Annotated in this window: 17 protein-coding genes, 1 pseudogene and 1 other annotated feature; of the genes and pseudogenes, 10 read left to right on the forward strand and 8 right to left on the reverse strand. The window is 60.5% G+C overall.

Annotated elements, in window-relative coordinates; all coding sequences use genetic code 11:
* Nucleotides 1-7 precede the first annotated feature (7 nt).
* The 5 genes and pseudogenes from QTL94_RS28370 to QTL94_RS19325 form a co-directional block, all read left to right on the forward strand.
* A pseudogene (locus tag QTL94_RS28370) lies at nt 8-1,141 on the forward strand (glycosyltransferase family protein); the annotation flags it as partial.
* Between the two features lie 75 nt (nt 1,142-1,216).
* The gene (locus tag QTL94_RS19310; RefSeq protein ID WP_289802936.1) at nt 1,217-2,212 is read left to right on the forward strand and encodes a glycosyltransferase family 2 protein; all 996 of its coding nucleotides are present in this window, start codon (nt 1,217-1,219) and stop codon (nt 2,210-2,212) included.
* Nucleotides 2,212-3,138 carry a glycosyltransferase family 2 protein gene (locus QTL94_RS19315; RefSeq protein ID WP_289802917.1) on the forward strand — a complete coding sequence of 309 codons (927 nt, stop codon included), beginning with the start codon at nt 2,212-2,214 and terminating at the stop codon, nt 3,136-3,138. The genes QTL94_RS19310 and QTL94_RS19315 overlap by 1 nt, the downstream gene beginning before the upstream one ends.
* Nucleotides 3,135-4,139, forward strand: a complete 1,005-nt coding sequence (locus QTL94_RS19320) for a glycosyltransferase family 2 protein (RefSeq protein ID WP_289802918.1) — start codon at nt 3,135-3,137, stop codon at nt 4,137-4,139. Before QTL94_RS19315 ends, QTL94_RS19320 begins: the two co-directional genes overlap by 4 nt.
* Before the next feature lie 4 nt (nt 4,140-4,143).
* Nucleotides 4,144-6,504, forward strand: coding sequence for a polysaccharide biosynthesis tyrosine autokinase (locus QTL94_RS19325; RefSeq protein WP_289802919.1), 2,361 nt, complete (start codon nt 4,144-4,146; stop codon nt 6,502-6,504).
* Here the strand turns inward: QTL94_RS19325 and QTL94_RS19330 are convergent, their stop codons facing one another.
* Entirely contained in the window at nt 6,505-7,242 is a 738-nt protein-coding gene (locus QTL94_RS19330) for a metallophosphoesterase family protein (protein ID WP_289802920.1), read from the reverse strand. It abuts the gene before it with no gap.
* Nucleotides 7,243-7,451: 209 nt separating this feature from the next.
* Here QTL94_RS19330 and QTL94_RS19335 point away from each other — a divergent pair, with 209 nt between their 5' ends.
* Complete coding sequence (locus QTL94_RS19335) at nt 7,452-8,573, forward strand: acyl-CoA dehydrogenase family protein (protein WP_289802921.1); 1,122 nt, start codon at nt 7,452-7,454, stop codon at nt 8,571-8,573.
* Here the strand turns inward: QTL94_RS19335 and QTL94_RS19340 are convergent.
* The 3 genes from QTL94_RS19340 to QTL94_RS19350 form a co-directional block, all read right to left on the reverse strand.
* Nucleotides 8,559-9,023 carry an RrF2 family transcriptional regulator gene (locus QTL94_RS19340; RefSeq protein WP_065691232.1) on the reverse strand — a complete coding sequence of 155 codons (465 nt, stop codon included), beginning with the start codon at nt 9,021-9,023 and terminating at the stop codon, nt 8,559-8,561. The genes QTL94_RS19335 and QTL94_RS19340 overlap by 15 nt on opposite strands.
* 251 nt (nt 9,024-9,274) lie before the next feature.
* Nucleotides 9,275-9,478, reverse strand: a complete 204-nt coding sequence (locus tag QTL94_RS19345) for a hypothetical protein (RefSeq protein ID WP_113523183.1) — start codon at nt 9,476-9,478, stop codon at nt 9,275-9,277.
* A 95-nt stretch (nt 9,479-9,573) separates the two neighbouring features.
* Nucleotides 9,574-11,625, reverse strand: coding sequence for an NAD(+) synthase (locus tag QTL94_RS19350; RefSeq protein WP_289802922.1), 2,052 nt, complete (start codon nt 11,623-11,625; stop codon nt 9,574-9,576).
* 271 nt (nt 11,626-11,896) lie between these two features.
* On the opposite strand from QTL94_RS19350, the gene QTL94_RS19355 reads away from it, so the two are divergent.
* Together QTL94_RS19355 and QTL94_RS19360 are read left to right on the forward strand one after the other, a co-directional pair.
* Nucleotides 11,897-12,976, forward strand: coding sequence for a Rossmann-fold NAD(P)-binding domain-containing protein (locus QTL94_RS19355; RefSeq protein WP_289802923.1), 1,080 nt, complete (start codon nt 11,897-11,899; stop codon nt 12,974-12,976).
* A gap of 352 nt (nt 12,977-13,328) precedes the next feature.
* A complete protein-coding gene (locus tag QTL94_RS19360) occupies nt 13,329-14,375 on the forward strand; it encodes a porin (protein WP_289802924.1) in 1,047 nt (348 codons plus the stop codon).
* 156 nt (nt 14,376-14,531) lie between these two features.
* Here QTL94_RS19360 and QTL94_RS19365 read toward each other — a convergent pair whose 3' ends face one another.
* The 3 genes from QTL94_RS19365 to QTL94_RS19375 all read right to left on the reverse strand — a co-directional run bounded on the left by QTL94_RS19365 (nt 14,532) and on the right by QTL94_RS19375 (nt 16,814).
* Entirely contained in the window at nt 14,532-15,023 is a 492-nt protein-coding gene (locus tag QTL94_RS19365; RefSeq protein WP_289802925.1) for an RrF2 family transcriptional regulator, read from the reverse strand.
* Between the two features lie 154 nt (nt 15,024-15,177).
* The gene (locus QTL94_RS19370) at nt 15,178-16,209 is read right to left on the reverse strand and encodes a CorA family divalent cation transporter (protein WP_289802926.1); all 1,032 of its coding nucleotides are present in this window, start codon (nt 16,207-16,209) and stop codon (nt 15,178-15,180) included.
* 128 nt (nt 16,210-16,337) lie between these two features.
* Complete coding sequence (locus QTL94_RS19375) at nt 16,338-16,814, reverse strand: MarR family winged helix-turn-helix transcriptional regulator (RefSeq protein WP_065691238.1); 477 nt, start codon at nt 16,812-16,814, stop codon at nt 16,338-16,340.
* 292 nt (nt 16,815-17,106) lie between these two features.
* Nucleotides 17,107-17,162 (forward strand) — a sequence feature (sul1 is cis-regulatory element that is thought to sense ions involved in sulfur or methionine metabolism; They are found in Alphaproteobacteria).
* 69 nt (nt 17,163-17,231) lie between these two features.
* Between QTL94_RS19375 and QTL94_RS19380 the strand changes: the two genes are divergently transcribed.
* Entirely contained in the window at nt 17,232-18,698 is a 1,467-nt protein-coding gene (locus tag QTL94_RS19380; protein WP_289802927.1) for a SulP family inorganic anion transporter, read from the forward strand.
* A 136-nt stretch (nt 18,699-18,834) separates the two neighbouring features.
* Nucleotides 18,835-19,857, forward strand: a complete 1,023-nt coding sequence (locus tag QTL94_RS19385; RefSeq protein WP_289802928.1) for an LLM class flavin-dependent oxidoreductase — start codon at nt 18,835-18,837, stop codon at nt 19,855-19,857.
* Nucleotides 19,858-19,954: 97 nt separating this feature from the next.
* Here the strand turns inward: QTL94_RS19385 and fabI are convergent, their stop codons facing one another.
* A complete protein-coding gene (fabI, locus tag QTL94_RS19390) occupies nt 19,955-20,740 on the reverse strand; it encodes an enoyl-ACP reductase FabI (protein ID WP_289802929.1) in 786 nt (261 codons plus the stop codon).
* Nucleotides 20,741-20,743 lie beyond the last annotated feature (3 nt).

A 20,743-nucleotide genomic window follows, 5' to 3' on the forward strand; every position in this document is an offset into this window, starting at 1 on the left:
CATCTCTATGCTCAAAGTCCTCTATCTCGTGCACGATCTGGCTGACCCGGCCGTCCGGCGACGGGTGCTGATGCTGCGCGAGGGCGGTGCTGATGTGACGCTCGCCGGCTTTCGGCGCGGCGAAAATCGCCTCGCCGAAGTGCACGGACTGACGCCGATCGAGCTCGGGCGTACCGCCGACGCGCGGTTCGCCCAGCGCATGGCCGCTGTCGCGAAAGCGATGACGACATTGAAAAGCCTGCTCAAGAATACCGGCAAACCAGATGTCATCATCGGCCGAAATCTCGAAGCGCTTGCCATCGCCGATCGTGCCAATGCCCTGTTCGGCGGCGCTGTACCCGTCGTCTACGAGTGCTTGGACATACACCGTCTGCTGTCGCGCGGCGATTTCACCGGCAAGGCGATGCGGCGGGCCGAGGCATTCTTCGGCCGCAAAGCCAGACTGATCATGACCAGCTCTCCGGCATTCATCGAGAATTATTTCGCGCCACGCTCAGGCATCCGCGCTGAAACATTGCTGATCGAAAACAAGGTCATAACGCTCGACGACGCGGGGCCGGAGCCATCGATTGTCCGCCCCCTCAAGCAACCCGGTCAGCCCTGGAAAATCGGCTGGTTCGGAGCGCTTCGTTGCCGGAAATCGCTTGCCCTGCTGGCCGATTTCTCACGCCGCATGGAAGGCCGGGTAGAGATCGTGTTGCGCGGTCGCCCCGCCTATTCGGAGTTCGAGGATTTCGACAGCTTTGTGCGCGATGAGCCCTATCTTCGCTTCGACGGGCCATATCGAAACCCCGAAGATCTCCGGGCCATCTACGACGACGTCCACTTTTCCTGGGCCATCGATTTCTTCGAGGAAGGCCTCAATTCCAGCTGGCTTCTGCCGAACCGGCTTTACGAGGGCTGCCTGTACGGCACCGTCCCGATTGCCCTCGACGGCACTCAGACCGCAGGTTTCGTCCGCGAGCGAGACATCGGCATTGCGCTTTCAGAGGCTAGCGCATCGGGCCTGCAGGCGCTCTTCGAGACCATGACTGGCGAGCGATATCACGCCTTGAGCGAAGCCGTCGCCGCCCAGGATCGCAAGACATGGCTTGCCGATCGCAGCGATTGCGAAGCGCTCGTCGCAAACCTTTCCCGCCTTGTTCCGGCCATCGCAGAGAGGGGCGAAGCCGGCGCAATTCTTTCAGAAACAGCAGCTCCAGAAGGGTGGACAAACATGAAGTCTGATGTGTGTAGCAGCGTCTCCAGCCTCATCATCATCCCTTGCCTGAACGAAGAGAAACATATCGAAGCGCTGCTCGGCAAACTGAGCAACGAACTCGACTATCTCAATGCACAGATCGTGGTTGCCGACGGCGGCAGCAAGGATGCGACGCGCGAAATCGTCGCCCGCATCAGCGCAATCGATCCTCGCATCGTCCTGCTGGACAATCCGCGCCGAATCCAGAGCGCCGCCATCAACCTGGCAGTCGCCACCTTCGGGCGCGACTACGACTACATGATCCGCATCGACGCGCATGGCGACTATCCCGCCGACTATTGCCGCCGCCTCGTCCAGGAAGCCGTCGAAACGCAAGCTGACTCGGTTGTCGTGGCAATGCAGACGGTCGGCTTCGGCACATTCCAGAAGGCGACCGCATTCGCGCAGAATTCCAAGCTCGGCAACGGCGGCTCGAAACACCGTGAGGGTGCCAAGGGCCACTGGACCAACCATGGCCACCACGCGCTGATGCGCATCGCCGCCTTTGATACCGTCGGCGGATACGACGAAACGTTCAGCCACAACGAGGACGCGGAACTGGACTACCGCCTGAAGAAGGCGGGTTTCGGCATCTGGATGACTGACAAGACACGGATGATCTACTACCCGCGCTCCAGCGTCGCCACGCTGTTTCGCCAGTATCTCGGTTACGGCCGCGGCCGGGCTAAGAACATTCTGAAGCACGGCAGCATGCCGAGCCTGCGCCAACTGCTGCCGCTTCTCGTCGTTCCGATATTCATCGGCGCCTTCCTTGCGGTGCTGAACTGGGCCGCCGTCATTCCGTTCAGCCTCTGGGCCGTCGCCTGCGTCGGCTACGGTTTCTGGATGGCCGTCGGACAGCGCAACCCCTACGGGCCGCTGGCGGCGCTATCCGCCATGGTCATGCACTTTGCGTGGTCCGCCGGGTTCTGGATGGAGCTTCTGAATTTCCGCGGGCGAAAGGCGTCCTGATGACCCAGAAAAAAACCATCCAGATCGATATCGGCATCTGCACCTACCGGCGCGCTTCGCTCGATGAAGCGCTGCTCTCACTTGCCGTCCTCGCTGTGCCCGAAGGCGCCACGCTGCGGATCATCGTTGCCGACAACGACAAGGCCCCGAGCGCACAAGCGCGCGTCGATGCCCTGCGGCATACCGTGCCCCACGAGATCGCCTATGTTCATTGCCCGGCCTCGAACATTTCGATCGCCCGCAACGCCTGCCTGGATAACGCGACCGGCGACTTCCTCGCCTTCATCGATGATGACGAGGATGCCAGCGAGGAATGGCTGGTCGAACTGCTGGCAACAGCAAAGGCGACCAAGGCGGATGCAGTGCTTGGCCCGGTTCGCAGTGTCTATTCGCAGACCGCTCCCGCATGGATGCGCGAGGGAGATTTCCACTCGACCCTGCCCGTCTGGGTCGCCGGCGAAATTCGGACCGGCTACACCTGCAATGTCCTGCTGCGGCTTGCCTCGCAAACTGTGGCCGGTCGTCGCTTCAACCTCGCGCTTGGCCGAACCGGCGGCGAGGACACGGAGTTCTTCAGCCACATGCATGCCGATGGCGGCAAGATTGCCTATGCCGAGAACGCCTATGTCTACGAACCTGTAACGGAAAGCCGCGCTGACCTGACTTGGCTCGCGAAGCGCCGCTTCCGCTTCGGCCAGACCCACGGCCGGCTGCTGCAGCAGAAGAGCCCGGGTCTGAAGCGGATCAAGACGATTGGACTGGCCCTGGCCAAAGCCGGTTTCTGCTATGCGGCGGCACTGGCATGCGTCTTTTCGGCGGTTCCCCGCTACCGCTATGCCCTTCGCGGCGTCATGCATTCCGGCGTCGTCAGCGGCCTGCTCGGCGTACGTGAGATCCGCCAATATGGAACGGCGGAGGCTGCATGACGCAAACCCAGCCCGACGTCAGCTTCATCATCGCCGCCTATAACGCCGCCGGGACGCTTGCCAAGGCGATCGACAGCGCGCTTGCCCAGCGCGGCGTTTCGGTCGAGGTCATCGTCGCTGATGACTGCTCCACCGACGAGACAAGAGCTGTTGCGGAAAGCTACCAGGCAGCCGATGTCCGGCTGGTGGCGCTTGCCCGCAACGGCGGACCATCCGCGGCCCGCAACGCGGCGATCGCGGCAGCGACCGGCCGATGGCTTGCCGTCCTCGATTCGGACGACATGGTAGAGCCGGACAGGCTGCAGCGCATGATCAAGCGCGCCGAAGCCGCTGGTGCCCAGATCGCGGTCGACAATCTTCGGGTGGTCAGGGCCGATGGTACGCCGCCGGAAACGATGTTCGCCGAACATGACCTGTCGCGGACACCGGAGCTGACCCTTCCCGTCTTCATCCGCTCCAACGCCCTGTTTCAAACGACGCACAATTTCGGATATCTCAAGCCCATCTTTCAGCGAGCTTTCATCGAAAACCATGCGCTTCGCTTCGACGAGGCCTTGAGGATCGGCGAGGATTATCTCTTCTTCGCCGCCGCGATGGCGCTCGGCGCGCGATGCGTGATCGAGCCTGTCCCCGGCTACGATTACCACATCCGCGAGGGCTCGATTTCCCGGGTTCTCGCCCTGCATCACATCGACGCCATGATCGAAGGCGATAAGACCTTCCTTCGAAATTACCCGCTGGATGCGGAGGCCACGGCCGCGCAGGAATTCAGGACACGAAGCCTGCGCCGGGGACACGCGTTCCTCGTCCTTGTCCAGAATATCAAAGACCGGTCGATCTTAGGAGCGATCAGAACAGCATGGAGCAACCCGTCGGCCGTCGCGCATCTGAAGATGCCGATCGCCGCACGACTTGAGCGCGCCTTTGCGCCGCTCCGCAAACTGATTGGCCAGCAAGCCGACCTCACAGCCATCGATGGCGCCCGCTCCCGCAAAGGATAGAGCCATGAACCAACGGAACCTGACCTTGCACAGCACTCTGCCGAAAGCGGCCGACGACAGCGATTCCTTCATCGACATCGACCGCCTGATTGCCATCGTGATACGCCGCGCCGGTTCGATCGCCCTTTGCGTCGGAGCGATGGTCGCCGTTGCGGTCGTCTACCTGCTCTTCTCGACCTCGCAATACACATCGATGACGCAGATCCTGCTCGATGACAGCATGACCAAATATGCCCAGGATCAGCCGCCGATCGCGAATTCGCAGCAAGTGGACATGCAGATCGCCAGCGCCGTCGAAATCCTGAAGTCGAACCAGCTCGCGCTTCGCGTCGTCGACGCCGAAAAGCTCCAGGACAACGCCACGATCCTCGATCCGCCGCAGTCGCCGGTCGCGCTCGTGAAGTCGGGCGTGAAGCTGATCATGAGCGCGCTGCTGCCGGGCCGAACCCCCGCGAACGAAGACGATGAGCGCAACATTCGTCGTCAGAAGGCCGCCGCCCTGCTGCAGGACGCCGTCACGGTGTCGCGCGTCAACCGAAGCGCTGTTCTCGCCGTTTCCTTCCGTTCGACCGACCGCCTGCTCGCGGCCCGCATCACCAAGGCCTACGCCACCGCCTATCTCAGCGACCAGCTGAACGCCAATTTCGACGCAACCGAAAGCGCGTCGGTCTGGCTCCAGCAGCGTCTGACCGACCTTCGGGAACGATCGCAGCAGGCAGCCCTTGATGTCGCGAAGTTCAAGGCGGACAACGGGCTGACCTCCGCCAACGGCGAACTGATGTCGGAACAGCAGCTTGCCGACCTCAACAAGCAGTTGATCGTTGCCCAGGCGGATACGGCCAGCGCCTCGGCCCGCTACAACCAGTTCAAGTCGATCGTTGACCTTGGCCCCGATAGTGCAGTCAAGAACGCTGCGATCTCGTCCGGCCAGACCGACAACACGGTGATCCAGGATCTCCGCACGCGCTACATCTCCGTCAACAAGCGCGAACAGGAAGTGACCACGAATTTCGGCGAGGACCACCCACAGGCCGTCGCACTGCGCGCGGAAAAGCAGGACCTGACGCGGCAGATCTATCAGGAGCTTCAGCAGCTGACGGCGAGCTATCGCAACGAGTTCGAAGTTGCCCGTTCGCGTGAAGCGTCGCTGCGCCAGAACATCGACCACCTCACCGGCAAGAATTCGGAAGCGGATCGATCGCTCGTTCAGCTGAACGATCTCGAGCAACGCGCCACGGCACTGAAAACGCTCTATGAATCCTACCTCGGCAAATACGAGGAAGCCTCGCAGCAGCAGTCCTTCCCGATCGCCAAGGCTCGTGTCATCTCCGAGGCCGGCGTTCCGGCGTCGCCATCCAGCCCCAAGAAGACCATGACGCTCGGACTGGCGATCGTTCTCGGACTGATGGCCGGCGGCGCACTGACCGTCTTCCAGGAATTCCGCGAGCGCTTCTTCCGTGTGGAGGGTGATGTTCGCACCATCCTCGGCCTCAAGTTCCTGGGCTATCTGCCGCTCGTCGGCAAAGGCCCGCGCGAAAGCAAGATCTTCCGCCCCCGCGCTCAAGCACCGGTAAAAGAGGAAGATCCGACGCCTGATACCAGTGGCGCAACGTTCCAGCGCATCATGCGCGTCGTCCTCGAAGCACCTCGTTCGGTCTTTGCCGAAACGCTGCGCAATGCCAAGCTTGCCAGCGACGTGATGTTCCAGGGCAAATCTGATCGCGTCATCGGCGTGGTCTCGGCAATGCCGGGAGAAGGCAAATCGACCACCGCAGCGAACTTCGCAGCACTACTGGCATCGAGCGGCAAGCGCACGCTTCTGATCGACGCCGACCTTCGCAATCCCGGACTGACGCGCATGTTGAAGACGCCGCCGCAGCATGGTCTTGTCGAGGCCGTCCTTGGCGAAGTGCCGTGGGCAAGCGCCGTCAAAGTAGATCCGGTAACCAAGCTCGCGATCCTTCCGGTTCTGCCGAACGATCACCTGATGCACACCAGCGAGCTTCTGGCCTCGCAGGGCATGTTCAACCTCATGGAAAATGCGCGGAAGATGTTCGACTACATCGTCGTCGACCTTGCGCCGCTCGGGCCTGTCATCGACGCCAAGGCCTTCGCGCCGCAGGTCGATGGCTTCCTGTTCGTGACCGAATGGGGTGCGACACCGACCAATGTGGTGCGTGACCTGCTCAACGCGGAACCGCAGATCAAATCCAAGATCCTGGGTGTGATCCTGAACAAGACCGACATGACCGAACTCGGCAAGTTCACCAACTTCGGCGGTGCGGAACGCTACCGCCAGAAATATGTGAGCTACTACACCGACGAAGCACCGAAGCCCCGGCAGCCGGCCGAGGCCGGCGCCTGATCAGGTCGAGAACAGGTGCACTCGTCCACGCCACAGACGAGCGACCGTGAGGCGGTCGCTCTTGTAGGCTCCGGTATCGATGTTGAGGCGACTTGCCCGCACATCGGGCTGTTCGACCGGCGTATGCCCGTGAACGACCAGCTTCGGCAAGGGTAGCGCGCTGTTGATAAAGCGCTGGCGAATGAAGACGAGGTCCTCGTCGTCCTGGTCTTCAAGCGGCCGTGCCGGATCGATCCCGGCATGGACAAACAGGACATCGGGCGTATCGACCAGGATCGGCAACGATCGCAGGAATTCGATGTGCGACGTCGGTATGGATTGCCGGATAAAGTCATCGAGCTTGGCGGCCGTCGGGAAAATCCGCGGCAGCTGCTCGGGATCAAGCCCGTAGGATCTCAGCAGCGCATCGGAGCCCATCGGCATCCAGTCGGAAAATGAAATCAGCCCGTCGAGGTAATCGAGCATGGTGGTTTCGTGGTTTCCCGTCAGGCAGATGCGATCGAAATTTTCCGGCGGCGCGGTCATCAGGTGCGAGATGACCTGAGCGGAGGACGGCCCCCGGTCAATATAATCGCCGAGTGTGATGATCAGCTTGCGACCCGGCAGCATGGCGGCGTCATCGATGATCGCCTGCTCGGCCTGTTGCAGGAGATCCTGCCTGCCGTGAATGTCACCGATCGCGTAGATCGGCATGTCACCGGGATCAAGTGTAAGCCGTGTGCGGCCGTTCGGTGTCATGTAAGACCTCTCACTGCATAGGAATTTGACGACCTGATTTTCAGGATGACGCCCGCCAAGGTTTCACCGAGACGCGACGCCATAACTACCGGGCTTGCGGCGACAATCAAGCGGATAAGAAAATTTCAATACCATGCCTACTTGTAGAAAAACGCACCTTATCTTCACAAATGTGATCCCTCAGACTGCCGGGAACAGAGAGGTTGCCGATGGGAACCGTTTCGCAGTTTCACAACCGGCAAAGGCCGGTGGCGCATAGAATTGAAAGCGAGGAAGAGGCGATTGCGATCGCCCGAAGGCTTGCGACAGCATTCGCGCAACAAGCGAGTGAACGCGATATCAATCGCATTCTCCCCTATGCGGAGCTCGATCAACTCTCCCAGTCCGGCCTGACCGCTGTCACCATCCCTCCCGAGCATGAAGGGCTCGACGTTTCCAACGCCCTGCTCGGCGAAATCGTCGCCATCATTGCGGAGGGCGACTCGTCGGTCGCCGAGTGTCTTGAGCTGCACTTCCGCGTCCTGGAACAGGTCCGTATTCTTGCCGATGACGAATTGAGGTCCTCGCTCTTCGCCCGCGCGCTAACGGGCGAACGCTTCGCCGGCGCATACTTTGCCGAACCGGACGCCGTGGCGTCTGCAGGAAGCGGTTATCGATTGACCGGTCGAAGCACCCCGGCCCCCGCTCTGCTTTTCGCAGACTGGTTTGCAATAACCAGCAATAACGAAATTCAGAATCTGGTGCTCTACCTGCCGCTGGAAGCCGAGGGCCTGCGCATTATCGACGACTGGGACGGCTTGGGACAGCGAACGAACGGCGGCGCCACCATAATCGCTGATGGCACTCTGGTGAGCGCGGATGCAACGTCTACCGTCGCAACACCCTCCCCCTCGATTGTCGACGCAATCACAGCTCTCCTGCACGCCGGCACAAGCCTTGGGATCGCCCGGGCGGTCCTGGCAAACCTGGCGGCATCGCCGCGTCTTGCGGAGATCGGCAAGCTGGTCGTCACGATAGAGGCTGCCGCCGCGCTCGTGGAAAGTGCGGGCCGAAAGCTCGATGTCGCGCAGGTCTCGTCATCGCAGAAGCTCGTCGAAAGCGCGTTCTACGCCGCGTCCGCCGCCCAGATCACCGCAAGTTCGGCAGCACTCGAAACCGCCAACGCATTGTTCGCGCTTTCAGGGGACGACGCAGCCGGCATCGGTCGTAACCTCGATCGGCACTGGCGAAACGCCCGCATTCACGGGCTGGCTCAGCCCGCGAACGGCTTCTATTCGGGCATCGCAGGGCACTATTTTAGTGAAATCCGCAACAGCTCAACTGACGGCTGAGATCGGCAATTCTTCCGGGGCGTCATCGAGCTTGCCGCCGGAGGCCACGAATTGAGCCAGTGTCATGTTGTCGAGAATGTCGGCAATCGCGTCGCGTACCTCAGTCATGGAGCGACGCACCTGACAGGTTTCGGGATCCGAACAGTCGTCGCACGCCTCATACGCGGTGCGGCTGGCGCAACGGATCGGCGCGAGCGGACCGTCCAGCGTGCGGATGACATGGCCGATGCGAATTTCGGTTGCTGGACGCGATAGCGAATAACCGCCGCCGGGCCCCTTCTTCGAGCGAAGGATGCCGACATTGCGCAACTCGAGCAGGATCGTGTCGAGAAACTTCTTCGGAATATTGTTGCGTGCGGCAACGTCATTGATGAAGGCGGTTTCGCCCGGCGCCAGCCGCGCCAGATCGACCAGAGCCTTCAGCCCATACTTCCCTTTTTTCGTCAGCATTTTCTATGCCTCGCACCCTGTATTCCATCCCCTAACCAGCAAATAACGCCAAAACGATGAACGCACAACAAATAGCTATCTTTTATATAGTTTATATCCACGTTTTGCCTGGACTTGGATTTTTTGATCTTGCTTCAGCAATAAATTTAGTAACTTTGCCCACGTCCAATAGTCGCGGGAACAGGTTCCTCGCAGGGTTATGACGACACGAGAACATGAGCAGCGCCGCCAGCCGCCCGACGCTGGACAAATCAGATCAGCGGATCGAGTCCCTGGGCATCGCTGCTGTTCAACTCTTTCGCAATATCCTCGGCATCCTGCTTTGTCAGACCGACCAAATCGCGTCCGTCCGTCGCAGCGGGCAGTGAGGTCATGGTATCCATGACCGCCCATCGACCGGGGAATTCCTGGAAGACTTCATAGCGCGGAAGATTTTCAGAACGGCAATATTTCATCTGCGAAGACCTCCGGTCGATCGCGTTCTGCGCGTCATCACCTATTTTACCGCACCAGCCCTCCCCGGCAAGGCAAAGCCGATCAACTCTGTCCGTCAGCCTTTGACGTCGGGCACGTTTGCCTTCAGCTCTTTCAGCCATATTCGCGCGTTGCCATCCGATGGCGCACGCCAGTCTCCGCGCGGCGAAAGCGAGCCGCCCGATGTAACTTTCGGCCCGTTCGGCGAGGCCGAGCGCTTGAACTGACTGATCGTGAAGAAACGGAACAGAAAGACTTCCATCCAATGCTTGATCGTGGGCAGATCGAAGCTCCGGCGCTTGTCGGCCGGAAAATGCGGCGGCCAGACGCCGGCGCCGGCATCGTGCCATGCCTTGTAGGCAAGGAAGGCCACCTTCGACGGACGAAGACCGAAACGAGTAGTGTAATACAGCGCGAAGTCGTGGAGGTCGTAGGGCCCGATCTTATCCTCGGTACTCTGCATCACGCCATTCTCGTCGGCAGGAACCAACTCGGGCGAAATCAGCGTATCGAGAATGCGCTCGAGCGTTGCTTTTGCCTCGGCATCGAAATCGCCGGTGCGAATGACCCAGCGGATCAGATGCTGAATAAGCGTCTTCGGAATCGATGCGTTGACATTATAATGACTCATCTGGTCGCCGACGCCATAGGTCGACCAGCCAAGCCCGATCTCGGAAAGATCGCCGGTGCCGAGCACCAGCGCGTTACGCTGGTTGGCGGCGCGGAACAGGAAGTCCGTCCGCAAGCCGGCCTGAACGTTCTCGAAGGTGATGTCATAGACCGGTTCGCCATCCGTGAACGGGTGCTTCAGGTCCTTGAGAAGCTGCAGTGCCAGCGGGCGTATATCCACTTCTTCGGCGGTCACGCCCATGCTGCGCATCAGCGCCCACGCATTCGACTTGGTGGCATCCCCCGTGGCGAAACCGGGCATCGTGAAGCAAAGGATATCTGAGCGCGGCCAGCCGAGCTGATCATAAGCGCGCGCGGCAACCAGCAGCGCATGGGTCGAATCGAGACCGCCTGAGATGCCAAGGCAGAGACGCTTGATACCGGTCGACCGCAGCCGCTTCATCAAGCCCTGCACCTGAATGTTGAAAGTTTCGTAGCAATCCTGATCGAGCCGCCCCTCGTCTGCGGGCACGAACGGGAAGCGCGCGACGTCCCGCTTCAGCCCGATATCGCCTTCAGGCTTCTTGAACGCGAACGAGAGCCGCCGGAACTCGCGATCCGGGCCGAGGTTGAGCGTGGCGGCATCGTTGAACGTGCCGGTCCGCAGCCGCTCGAGGCGCAATCGCTCGACATCGATATCCGCCACGCACATCTGCGATGTCGTCGGAAACCGTTCTGTTTCCGCAAGCAGGCTGCCGAGCTCGTAGATGCAGGCTTGGCCATCCCATGCAAGGTCGGTTGTTGATTCGCCCGGACCGGCCGCTGAATAGACATAGGCCGACCAGCTACGCGCCGATTGCGCCGAGCACAGCAGCTTGCGCGTGTCCGCCTTGCCAACCGTAATATTGCTCGCGGAAAGATTGGTGAGGATCAGTGCACCCGCAAGCGCACCGAAATCGCTCGGCGGTGCAGGCGCCCAGAGGTCCTCGCAGATCTCGATGTGAAACACGAAATCAGCGACGTCTTCGGCTGCAAAAATCACATCGACGCCGAACGGCACGACCTGGCCCGCGACGCGGATCTGCTGGCCACGCACGCTGCGGCCGGACGCAAACCACCGCTTTTCGTAGAACTCACGGTAATTTGGCGGAAACATCTTCGGAACGACGCCGAGCACGCGTCCCGCATGGATGGCAACGGCGCAGTTGAAGAGCCGCCCCTCGCTATGCAGCGGCGCGCCGACGAGTAGCACCGGCGTCAGATCCCGGCTGGCCCGAACGATCTCGGCAAGCGAGGCTTCGACTGCCTTGAGCAGTGCATCCTGGCCAAGCAGGTCGTCGATGGAATAGCCGGAAATGCCAAGCTCTGGAAAGACCATGAGGGCGACGCCCTGCGCATGCCCCTGCCGCGCAAGCTCCAGGGTCGCGGCTGCGTTGAAATCGGGATCGCCGATTTCGCAGTTCGGCGTACATGCCGCTACACGCACAAATCCCTGATCATAAACCGAATAGAAATTCACAAATGCCTCCAGCAGCCAAGCGCTTCAGGATCAACCATTACATCCAAACCCGCTCACGCAAAACCTGATCTCTCGCCAGGATAGCAATTCAAGCAACAGCTCATGCAAGTGGGTGGAAAGTCTTCGCAAACAGCAACTTACCCAAAGTTGAGCGACGATGCAAAGACATCGCGGGAAGATGAAAATAATTACAAATTTGTCATAAAACGATGGGGGACAACGCCTATATCGCTCGGGCACCACGTCGAAATGCCGTCTTGAAGAGCGATGAATGCACAACACTATCCGCGTCCAGATCGGACTGCTTCGGGAGACCTTTCCCGGTGAGCGTCGCGTTGCGCTGACGCCGGATGATGTGCGCCGTCTAGCCCCCCGCATGACGATCCGCTTTGAACCTGGCTGCGGTGTCGCCTCGGGTCATGACGATAGCGCCTATCTCGCCGCCGGAGCACAGTCGGCCTCGTTCGAGGACATTCGATCTCGGTCCGATATCATCCTCGCCGTACGCCAACCGGACATCGACCGGGCGCCTCCCGAACGCGCCATCCTCATTTTTCTCGGCTCGGCCGAGGCCGGCGGCACAAGCCGGAACCATCCTTCGCGGTTCAATCTTGCGCGGCTTGCCGGTTTTCCGGATGCCGGCAGCATGGATGTTTCTACGACGCAGGCGATCATTTGCGGACACGCCGCGGTTCTGGAAGCGGCGCGGCGGCTCGGTGTCTCACCATCGATGCTGACGATCGACGGCAGCTTTGTGCGCCCCATCAAGATGCTGGCGCTCGGCGCCGATGCGTCTTGCCTGCAGGCGATTGCGACCGCGCGTCGCCTCGGCGCGATGACGCATGCAATCGCCTTCTCCGACGACGCGCAAGACAGGATCGAGAAGCTGGGCGCAAAACTTCTTCTCGGCGGCATCAGCCTCTCGGCGAATCAGTCCCCGGCAGACATGAGCGCGCTACGCCGCCGAATCACGCCGCAGCTGATCGACAAGCAACTGATCGTCACAGGCGCCACCCTGCCGGGCGCGCGGCCTCCAGCTCTGATCGACGAAGAAACACTGTCCAGCCTCGCGCCGGGTACGATCGTAATCGACCTGACCGCGGCCGACGGCGGCAACTGCTCGCTGACGGAACCGGACCAAGTCGTCGACATTCATGGCGTCCGCGTCGTCGGTCTGACGACGCTGGCAAGTCTCGAAGCTGCGGAGGCAAGCCGCCTTTTCAGCGAAGGCGTCCATGCGCTGCTCGGCCGTATCGTCGGTTCGGACGGCGACCTGTTCCTCAACAGATCAGACCCGATTGTTCGCGCGCTGATAGGACCGAAGGGGGACGCTGTACGCGTCGCGTCCTGATCGCCGCGACCGCCTTCGCCGACCAAAAATACAGAACATCCGAAGGGAGATGCTGCGATGCAGCATCGTTACTCGGATAAGCACAACGGCTATAAGTTATTGATGAATAGCAGTTTTCTACCGTGGCCGAATTGCGTCAATCGCCACCGTTGCCTTTCTGCAACAGATGTTTTTGCTCTGCAATAAAAAACAAAATATGACTGTATCTATAATTGATACATTCTTTCGGAAATGTAATTTGGCGGCGCGGAGACATCACGTCCCCGTGAGGGCTTGTTTGACAATTGGGGTAGGTAGGGCCGTTTACGGCAATGATGACCTGTGCCCAATCCACATTAGATTGGACTCAACTATGACTATTAGAATGATGCTCATCAGCTCGGCAGCGGCTCTGGCCGCCGTATCGGGCGCCCAGGCTGCCGACGCCATCGTCGCTGCTGAACCGGAAGCTGTTGAATACGTCCGCGTATGCGACGCCTACGGCACCGGCTACTTCTACATCCCGGGCACGGAAACCTGCCTGAAGATCAGCGGTTACATCCGTACCCAGGTCAACGGTGGCCCGAATGCCAGCGCGACCAACGGCAACGGCACCTCTGTTGCCAACGACTCTGACTGGGATATGTACACCCGCGGTCAGGTCCAGTTCACCGCCAAGAGCGACACTGAGTATGGCCCGCTCACCGGCGTTATCGTCCTGCAGACCAATGCGGACAACGCTTCGTCGCAGGCCGCTGTGCTCGACTCCGCTTACATCGACGTCGCCGGCTTCCGCGCTGGTCTGTTCTACAGCTGGTGGGACGACGGCCTCTCGGGCGAAACGGATGACATCGGCAGCAAGGTTACTCTGCACAACTCGTTCCGTTATCAGTACGAAGCCAGCGATTTCTACGCTGGTATCAGCGTTGACGAACTGGAAGACGGCTACTTCGGTGCTGGCGAAACCCCCAACAATATCGGCGTAGCTATTGGTCTCGGCGGCAAGGCTGGTATCTTCACCTACCAGATCACGGCTGGCTACGACACCGACAACGAAGAAGGCGCAGTTCGCGCCATGGGTACCGTTGCGGTTGGCCCGGGCACGCTCGGCCTCGCAGGCATCTATTCGTCTGGCCCGAACTCCTACTACCAGAAGGCAGAATGGGTTCTCGCTGCTGAATACGCCATCAAGGCGACCGACAAGTTCAAGATCACCCCCGGTGTTCAGTACTACGGCAACTACGGTATCGACACGGCAACCGGTGATTTCGATGACAGCAACGACGCATGGAAGGTCGGCGTAACGCTCGACTACCAGATCGTTGACAACCTCTACGCCAAGGCAACCGTCAACTACTTCGAGCCGGACAACGGCGACGATGTAACGACCGGCTTCTTCCGCCTGCAGCGCGCGTTCTAATAAGCGGCAGCGCCGCATTCTATCTTTCCTCGACGACCACAGTGGTCGAGGAGAATTTGCGGCGCTCCAAATCGCTTCTGATCAGATTGACCTCCGATCAGTTAGGAGAGGTGGTCCGGGTTCCCTGCCTGGCCGCCTCTTTTTGTTGGTGAGTTTTTATTCCGCAGCGTGACGACCGCTATTGAGGCCTGTCTCCGTCGTGCCCTGAAGAGCCGCTTTTTGCGCCTCCAGTCGGCGCAATTCCGAGACGCTGTCTTCAATGGTCACGGAACCAAGCATGTCCACGACCGCCTTTTCCGCCCGATCGCACAGAAACTCGGAGAGATCGCCGATGTTTTCGCCCACAAGTCCTTCATGGGGAATGTCGTGGCGTGTCGCCCAGATTCTCTTGTCGCCGGTTACCGCAGCATAGATCTGGCTGAGCAGGATCTGGTCTCGCGGACGCGCCAGACGAATACCGCCCTTGCCACCCGCCGAAGTCGCCAGAATGCTGCTTTCGTTGAGCGGCAATAGCAGCTTGCGGACAAAACTTGAGCTGGTATCGAGCCCCTGCGCGAGCGACTGGCTCGTGGTTCGAAGATCGGCTTCCTCATTTACGGCAACGCTGATGACGATCTGCAGAGCTGTCGAGAAGCGAGTGTCGATCATGCCGAACCTGAAGCCTTATATTTCACGCGGATGACGTGTGACATCCGCAACAGAAATATTTCCGGGAGAATCCCCTTGTCAAGAAATGAGGCAACGCAGCGCTCGTCAAATCTTCGTGTGACTATACACGCAACAAACAACGAATTGCGTTTTCTTACAACCAGCCAATGCGTCGTAGCGCCCACAAGGTCGCGATCGACGTGATCGTCACGAAGGCAACGATGATCACAAAGGCCCAGGTATCGTTGACACCGGGGATCCCGCCGACATTCATCCCGAACAGACCCGCCACGACGCTCGGCGGCAGCAGCAGGGCCGCCAGCGCAGCCAGTCGGTTAGAGTTGCGGGCAATCCGCTCGCTGATCACGGTCGAGAGGTCGTCGTGCAGGATGCCTGTCCGGTCCCGGATCGCGTCAAGATACTCGATGAAGCGCATGAGCTTGTCGATGACCTCGCGAAGCCGCAGCTTGTCTCGTTCAAGCAACCAAGGCGCATCGTCGTGCTCGATCCTGTTCAGGGCGTCGCGCTGCGGCGCAAGATAGCGGCGAAGCTGCACGGAGCGCCGGCGAAGCAGCTTCAGCCGCTCCCGGACTTCACTCGCATCGCCATGGAAGATCATTTCATCGAGTTCGTCGACCTCTTCGTCCATGCCATCCAGCACCGGTTCGAGGTCGCGCACGAGCTTGTCGCCGATCAGCGCCAACAGGTCGCCGGTGCGTTGCGGCCCCTTGCCTTTCTCCAGCGCCAGGCGAATGTCGCGAAGCGCCATGATGTAGTGGCCGCTGTCACGCAGCGAGATCAGCCTGTTGACGTCCGACCATAGATGGAGCGGGACAAGATCGATCTCTCGGTTGCCATTCTCCACCTCTTCCGGTGCCGTGGCGCAGACGCCGCGCAGGATGATAAGCAAGCCTTCATCGACCGGCTCGACGCGCGGTCGCGTCTCTTCCTCAAGCAGGGCTTCGGTCACGAAGGGATCAAGGCCACCCTGCCGCTCCACCCACTCCGCCGCCGCGAGATGATCCCTCTCGAAATGAAGCCAGAGCACGCCGTCTTCCGGCTTCCAGGCACAAACGCCTGCCATATCGAGCTGTCGACATCCGCCGTGTCCGTCGAGCAGGAGCGCAAAGCGCAATCCCGGTTCGACACCGTAGTGGATCGTTAATGAGGCACTCGCAGTCTTCATTCGCCCTACCCGCCAGACAGAGCCAAAAAATGCAAACAACACAGACGCTTGCCATGTTTCGACGAAATCTAGCACGTACGAAAGAGCGTGCAACAGAATTACGGCTGAGCGACGGTCGCCGCTTGTGCCTAGCGCACATCCCCGGGCTCGTCACCGGCAAGCGCTGGCTCGGAAACATCGATGTTGTCGAATGCCTGGAGGACGCGTACTGCCGCTTCGAGATCGGCCTCATCGACGTCGCGCAATATTCTCGAGCGTAAATCGTCGAGAATTCGCTCCATGCGAGCCGCCAGCGCGACACCTTCTGTCGTCAACCATAGGCCCTTTGCGCGGCGATCCGTCGGATCGTCCTTGCGTACAACAAGACCGAGGGACTCCAGCTGGTCGAGCAGCCGCACAAGCGAGGGCCCCTCGATACCGACATGGCTGGCGAGCACCACCTGTCGAACACCATCGCCAAGTCGGCCAATCCACAGAAGCGGCGTTGCCGAGGCTTCTGAAATGCCATGAGAACTCAAGACCATATCCACCGCCCGGCGCCATTGGCGGCCGGTCGACAGCAGATTTGTCGTAAAGAGGCGTTGTTGGGCGTCGAGCGAATGCATAGCCTAGATTGATAGCTGCAACATAGGTGCAATTCAAACGAAATGGCGTCTTGGAAACGGGTTTCATTGTCGCGCGGGTCGCACCCCTTTTTCGAAGATACTAGCCGAGCACGACAGCAGTCCTGATTGAAATCTTATGCGGTCCCGCACCACATCGAGCCCACCAACCTGACCGCCCCAAAGGTTGCCAGCCCGCATTCCTGGGATAGGTCTGGCACCGTCTGAGACCGCGATATGGGCGCGATTTGGCCTTGCTTCGATGGGAGAATACGGCCATAAGCCAAGGACTCACCACGGACCCGGTGAAACTCCGGGTGGCTCTTCTGGCCGCCGATCCGCCAGACCACGCAAAACCTCCATGTCATTTTGACAGCCGCTCGACAGCGCGCGTGCGGTATGCTTTGCGAGACAGATCCTATGCAACTTTCAATCATTCGTCGGGATTGGTTCGCCAATCCAGTCCGTGAAATGCTCGCCGGGGCAGTTGCGACCTTCGCACTGATCCCTGAGGTCATCGCCTTCTCGTTCGTGGCCGGCGTCGATCCGCAGGTCGGATTGTTTGCCTCCTTCGTCATCGGCATCGTCATTGCCTTTACCGGCGGACGCCCCGCCATGATTTCGGCCGCGGCCGGATCGGTGGCGCTGGTGGCCGCACCGCTGGTCCACGCCCACGGGCTGACGTATCTTTTCGCTGCCGGCTTCCTTGCGGGCTTCATTCAGATCCTGTTTGGCCTTCTGCGCCTCGGCGTCCTCATGCGGTTCGTGTCGAAGTCCGTCCGCACCGGCTTTGTCAATGCGCTGGCGATCCTGATTTTCGGCGCGCAGATGCCGCATATCCTTGGCGGCAACTGGATTACCTACGCAGCGCTGGCCGCAGGCCTTGCAATCATCTATCTCGCGCCAAGGATCACCACGGCGGTCCCATCGCCGCTGATTTGCATTCTCGTTCTGACTGTCGCGTCGATCGCCTTCCAGCTTCCCCTGATGACCGTCGCCGACCTCGGCAAGCTGCCGGATTCGCTTCCGGTGTTTGGCTGGCCTGCGGTTCCGCTGACATGGGAAACGCTGACAATCATCGCCGGCCCGGCACTCGCCATCGCGATGGTCGGCCTTCTCGAATCCATGATGACAGCAAGTGTCGTTGACGACCTTACGAATACAACCAGTTCGAAGAACCGGGAATGCACTGGCCTCGGTATCGCCAACGCCGCCGCGAGCCTCTTCGGTGGGATCGCCGGCTGCGGCATGATCGGCCAGACAGTCAGTAACGTGAAATATGGCGGACGCGGACGCCTCTCGACCTTGTTTGCCGGCGCCTTCCTGCTCATTCTGATGGTCTTGCTCAAGCCATGGGTGTCGCAGGTCCCTGTCGCGGCGCTGGTCGCGATCATGGTGACGGTGTCGATCGATACGTTCGACTGGTCATCGCTGCGCGCCCTGATCGTCCATCCCAAGTTGTCGAGTGCGGTAATGGTCGTGACGGTTGCGGTCACGGTCTTCACCGCCAATCTGGCTCTCGGCGTCACGGTGGGCGTTCTCCTGAGCGGCGTGTTCTTCGCCTTCAAGGTCGCGCGCCTGCTCCAGGTGGAAACGGAAACGGACGCCTCCGCCGCGCGCCTGACCTATCGTGTATCAGGCCAGGTTTTTTTCGCCTCGGCGGACGCCTTCATCGACTCCTTCGACATCCAGGATGCCAATGGCAAGTCGGTTCTCATCGACGTGTCGCAAGCGCACTTCTGGGACATCACCAGCGTCGAAGCGCTCGATAAGGTCGTCCAGCGGTTCAAGGCCCATGGTGTCCATGTCGATGTCAAAGGCCTGAACCTGGCGAGCTCGACGCTTGTCGGCCGGCTCGGCAGCCCCCTGCTGCCCAAGGAAGCCTAGCGAAACAACGGCGCGAGTGCCCCAATGGCGCTCGCGCAGTCCTCAACGGTTGAACGAACCGTTCGCCGTAGCATGACTGTCGCTGCGCCCGATCTTGTGTCATCAGACTGCATCAGACAATTTCAGGTGGCACAACATGAAGAAAATCGGCTTCCTTTCCTTCGGGCATTGGACACCCTCTCCCCAGTCGCAGACCCGCTCGGCGGGCGATGCGCTTCTCCAATCCATCGACCTCGCGGTTGCCGCCGAAGAGCTCGGCGCGGACGGCGCCTATTTCCGCGTCCATCACTTTGCCCGCCAACTCGCCTCTCCCTTCCCGCTTCTGGCGGCCGTAGGCGTGAAAACGAAGAGCATCGAGATCGGCACTGCCGTGATCGACATGCGTTATGAGAACCCGCTCTATATGGCCGAGGATGCTGGCGCAGCCGACCTGATCGCAGGCGGCCGCCTGCAGCTTGGCGTTAGCCGTGGTTCGCCGGAACAGGTGATCGACGGCTGGCGTTATTTCGGTTACCAGCCCGACGAGGGCAAGAGCGATGCCGATATGGGCCGCGCTCATGCCGAGGTCTTCCTCGACGCCCTGAAGGGCAACGGCTTCGCCCAGCCCAACCCACGGCCGATGTTCCCGAACCCGCCGGGCCTTCTGCCGCTTGAGCCCTACTCTGAAGGATTGCGCGAGCGTATCTGGTGGGGAGCCGGCTCCAACGCCACCGCCATCTGGGCGGCCAAGCTCGGCATGAACCTGCAGAGCTCGACGTTGAAGGATGACGAGACCGGCGAGCCATTCCACGTCCAGCAGGCCGCGCAGATCCGTGCCTATCGGGACGCATGGAAGGAAGCAGGACACACGCGCACGCCGCGGGTCTCCGTGAGCCGCAGCATCTTCGCACTCGTCGACGACCGCGATCGCGCCTATTTCGGCAGAGGCGGCAAGGAACAGGATTCGATCGGCTACATCGACGACAACACCCGCGCCATCTTCGGCCGATCCTATGCCGCCGAGCCGGACGCGCTGATCAAGCAGCTTCGCGAGGACGAAGCCATTGCCGAAGCCGATACCCTGTTGCTCACCGTCCCGAACCAACTCGGGGTCGACTACAACGCGCACGTCATCGAGGCCATCCTGAAACACATCGCACCCGCCCTCGGCTGGCGCTGACCGAAGAAGCCCAGCGCCGTCTGGATAGTTTCAGACGGCGCAACTCAGTCCTCAGTCCACGGCCCACTCCGGCAACGCACAACTCTCGCCGAGCTACTCAGTCGATGATGTGGTATCCGCCGTCGACATAGAGGACCTGCCCGGTGATCAGGCGTGCAGCGTTGTGAGCGAGAAAGGCCGTGGCAACGCCGACGTCGTCGATGTCGATCAGCTCGCGGGCTGGCGACTTCGCCTTGGTCTTTTCAAGCAGCTCGTCGAACTCCGGTATCCCCGAGGCAGCCCGCGTTGCCAGCGCGCCGGGCGAGATGGCATGAACCCTGATCCCCTTTGGTCCGAGTTCAGCGGCCAGATAGCGCACGGCGCATTCCAGCGCCGCCTTCGCCACGCCCATGATGTTGTAGTTCTCGACGACCATCTGCGAGCCGTAATAGGTCATCGTAAACAGCGAGCCGCCGTTCTTCATCAGCGGCTCGGCCAGATGAGCCATGCGGATGAACGACCAGCAGGAAATGTCCATCGTCTTGAGGAACCCTTCGCGCGGCACATCGACGACGCGACCGCCGAGCGTATCCTTGGGCGAGAAAGCGATCGAGTGAACGACGAAATCGAGCTCCCCCCAGGTTTCGGTAATGCGCTCGAAAACAGCTTCGAGCTGACCAGGAACGGAGACGTCCAACGGCATGACGATTGACGCCTCCACCTCATGAGCGAGAGGCTCCACATAGGGCTTGGCCTTGTCATTGAGGTAGGTGACGGCAAGCTCGGCGCCGAAAGCGCGAAACGCACGGGCGCATCCCCAGGCGATCGAACGATCATTGGCGATGCCGACGATCAGCCCTTTTCGTCCCTTGAGAAGCTCTGGGTTGATAACCGAGATGGGCATTGA

It is taken from the genome of Rhizobium sp. S96 (genome assembly GCF_030382195.1).
Classification (GTDB): Bacteria; Pseudomonadota; Alphaproteobacteria; order Rhizobiales; family Rhizobiaceae; genus Rhizobium.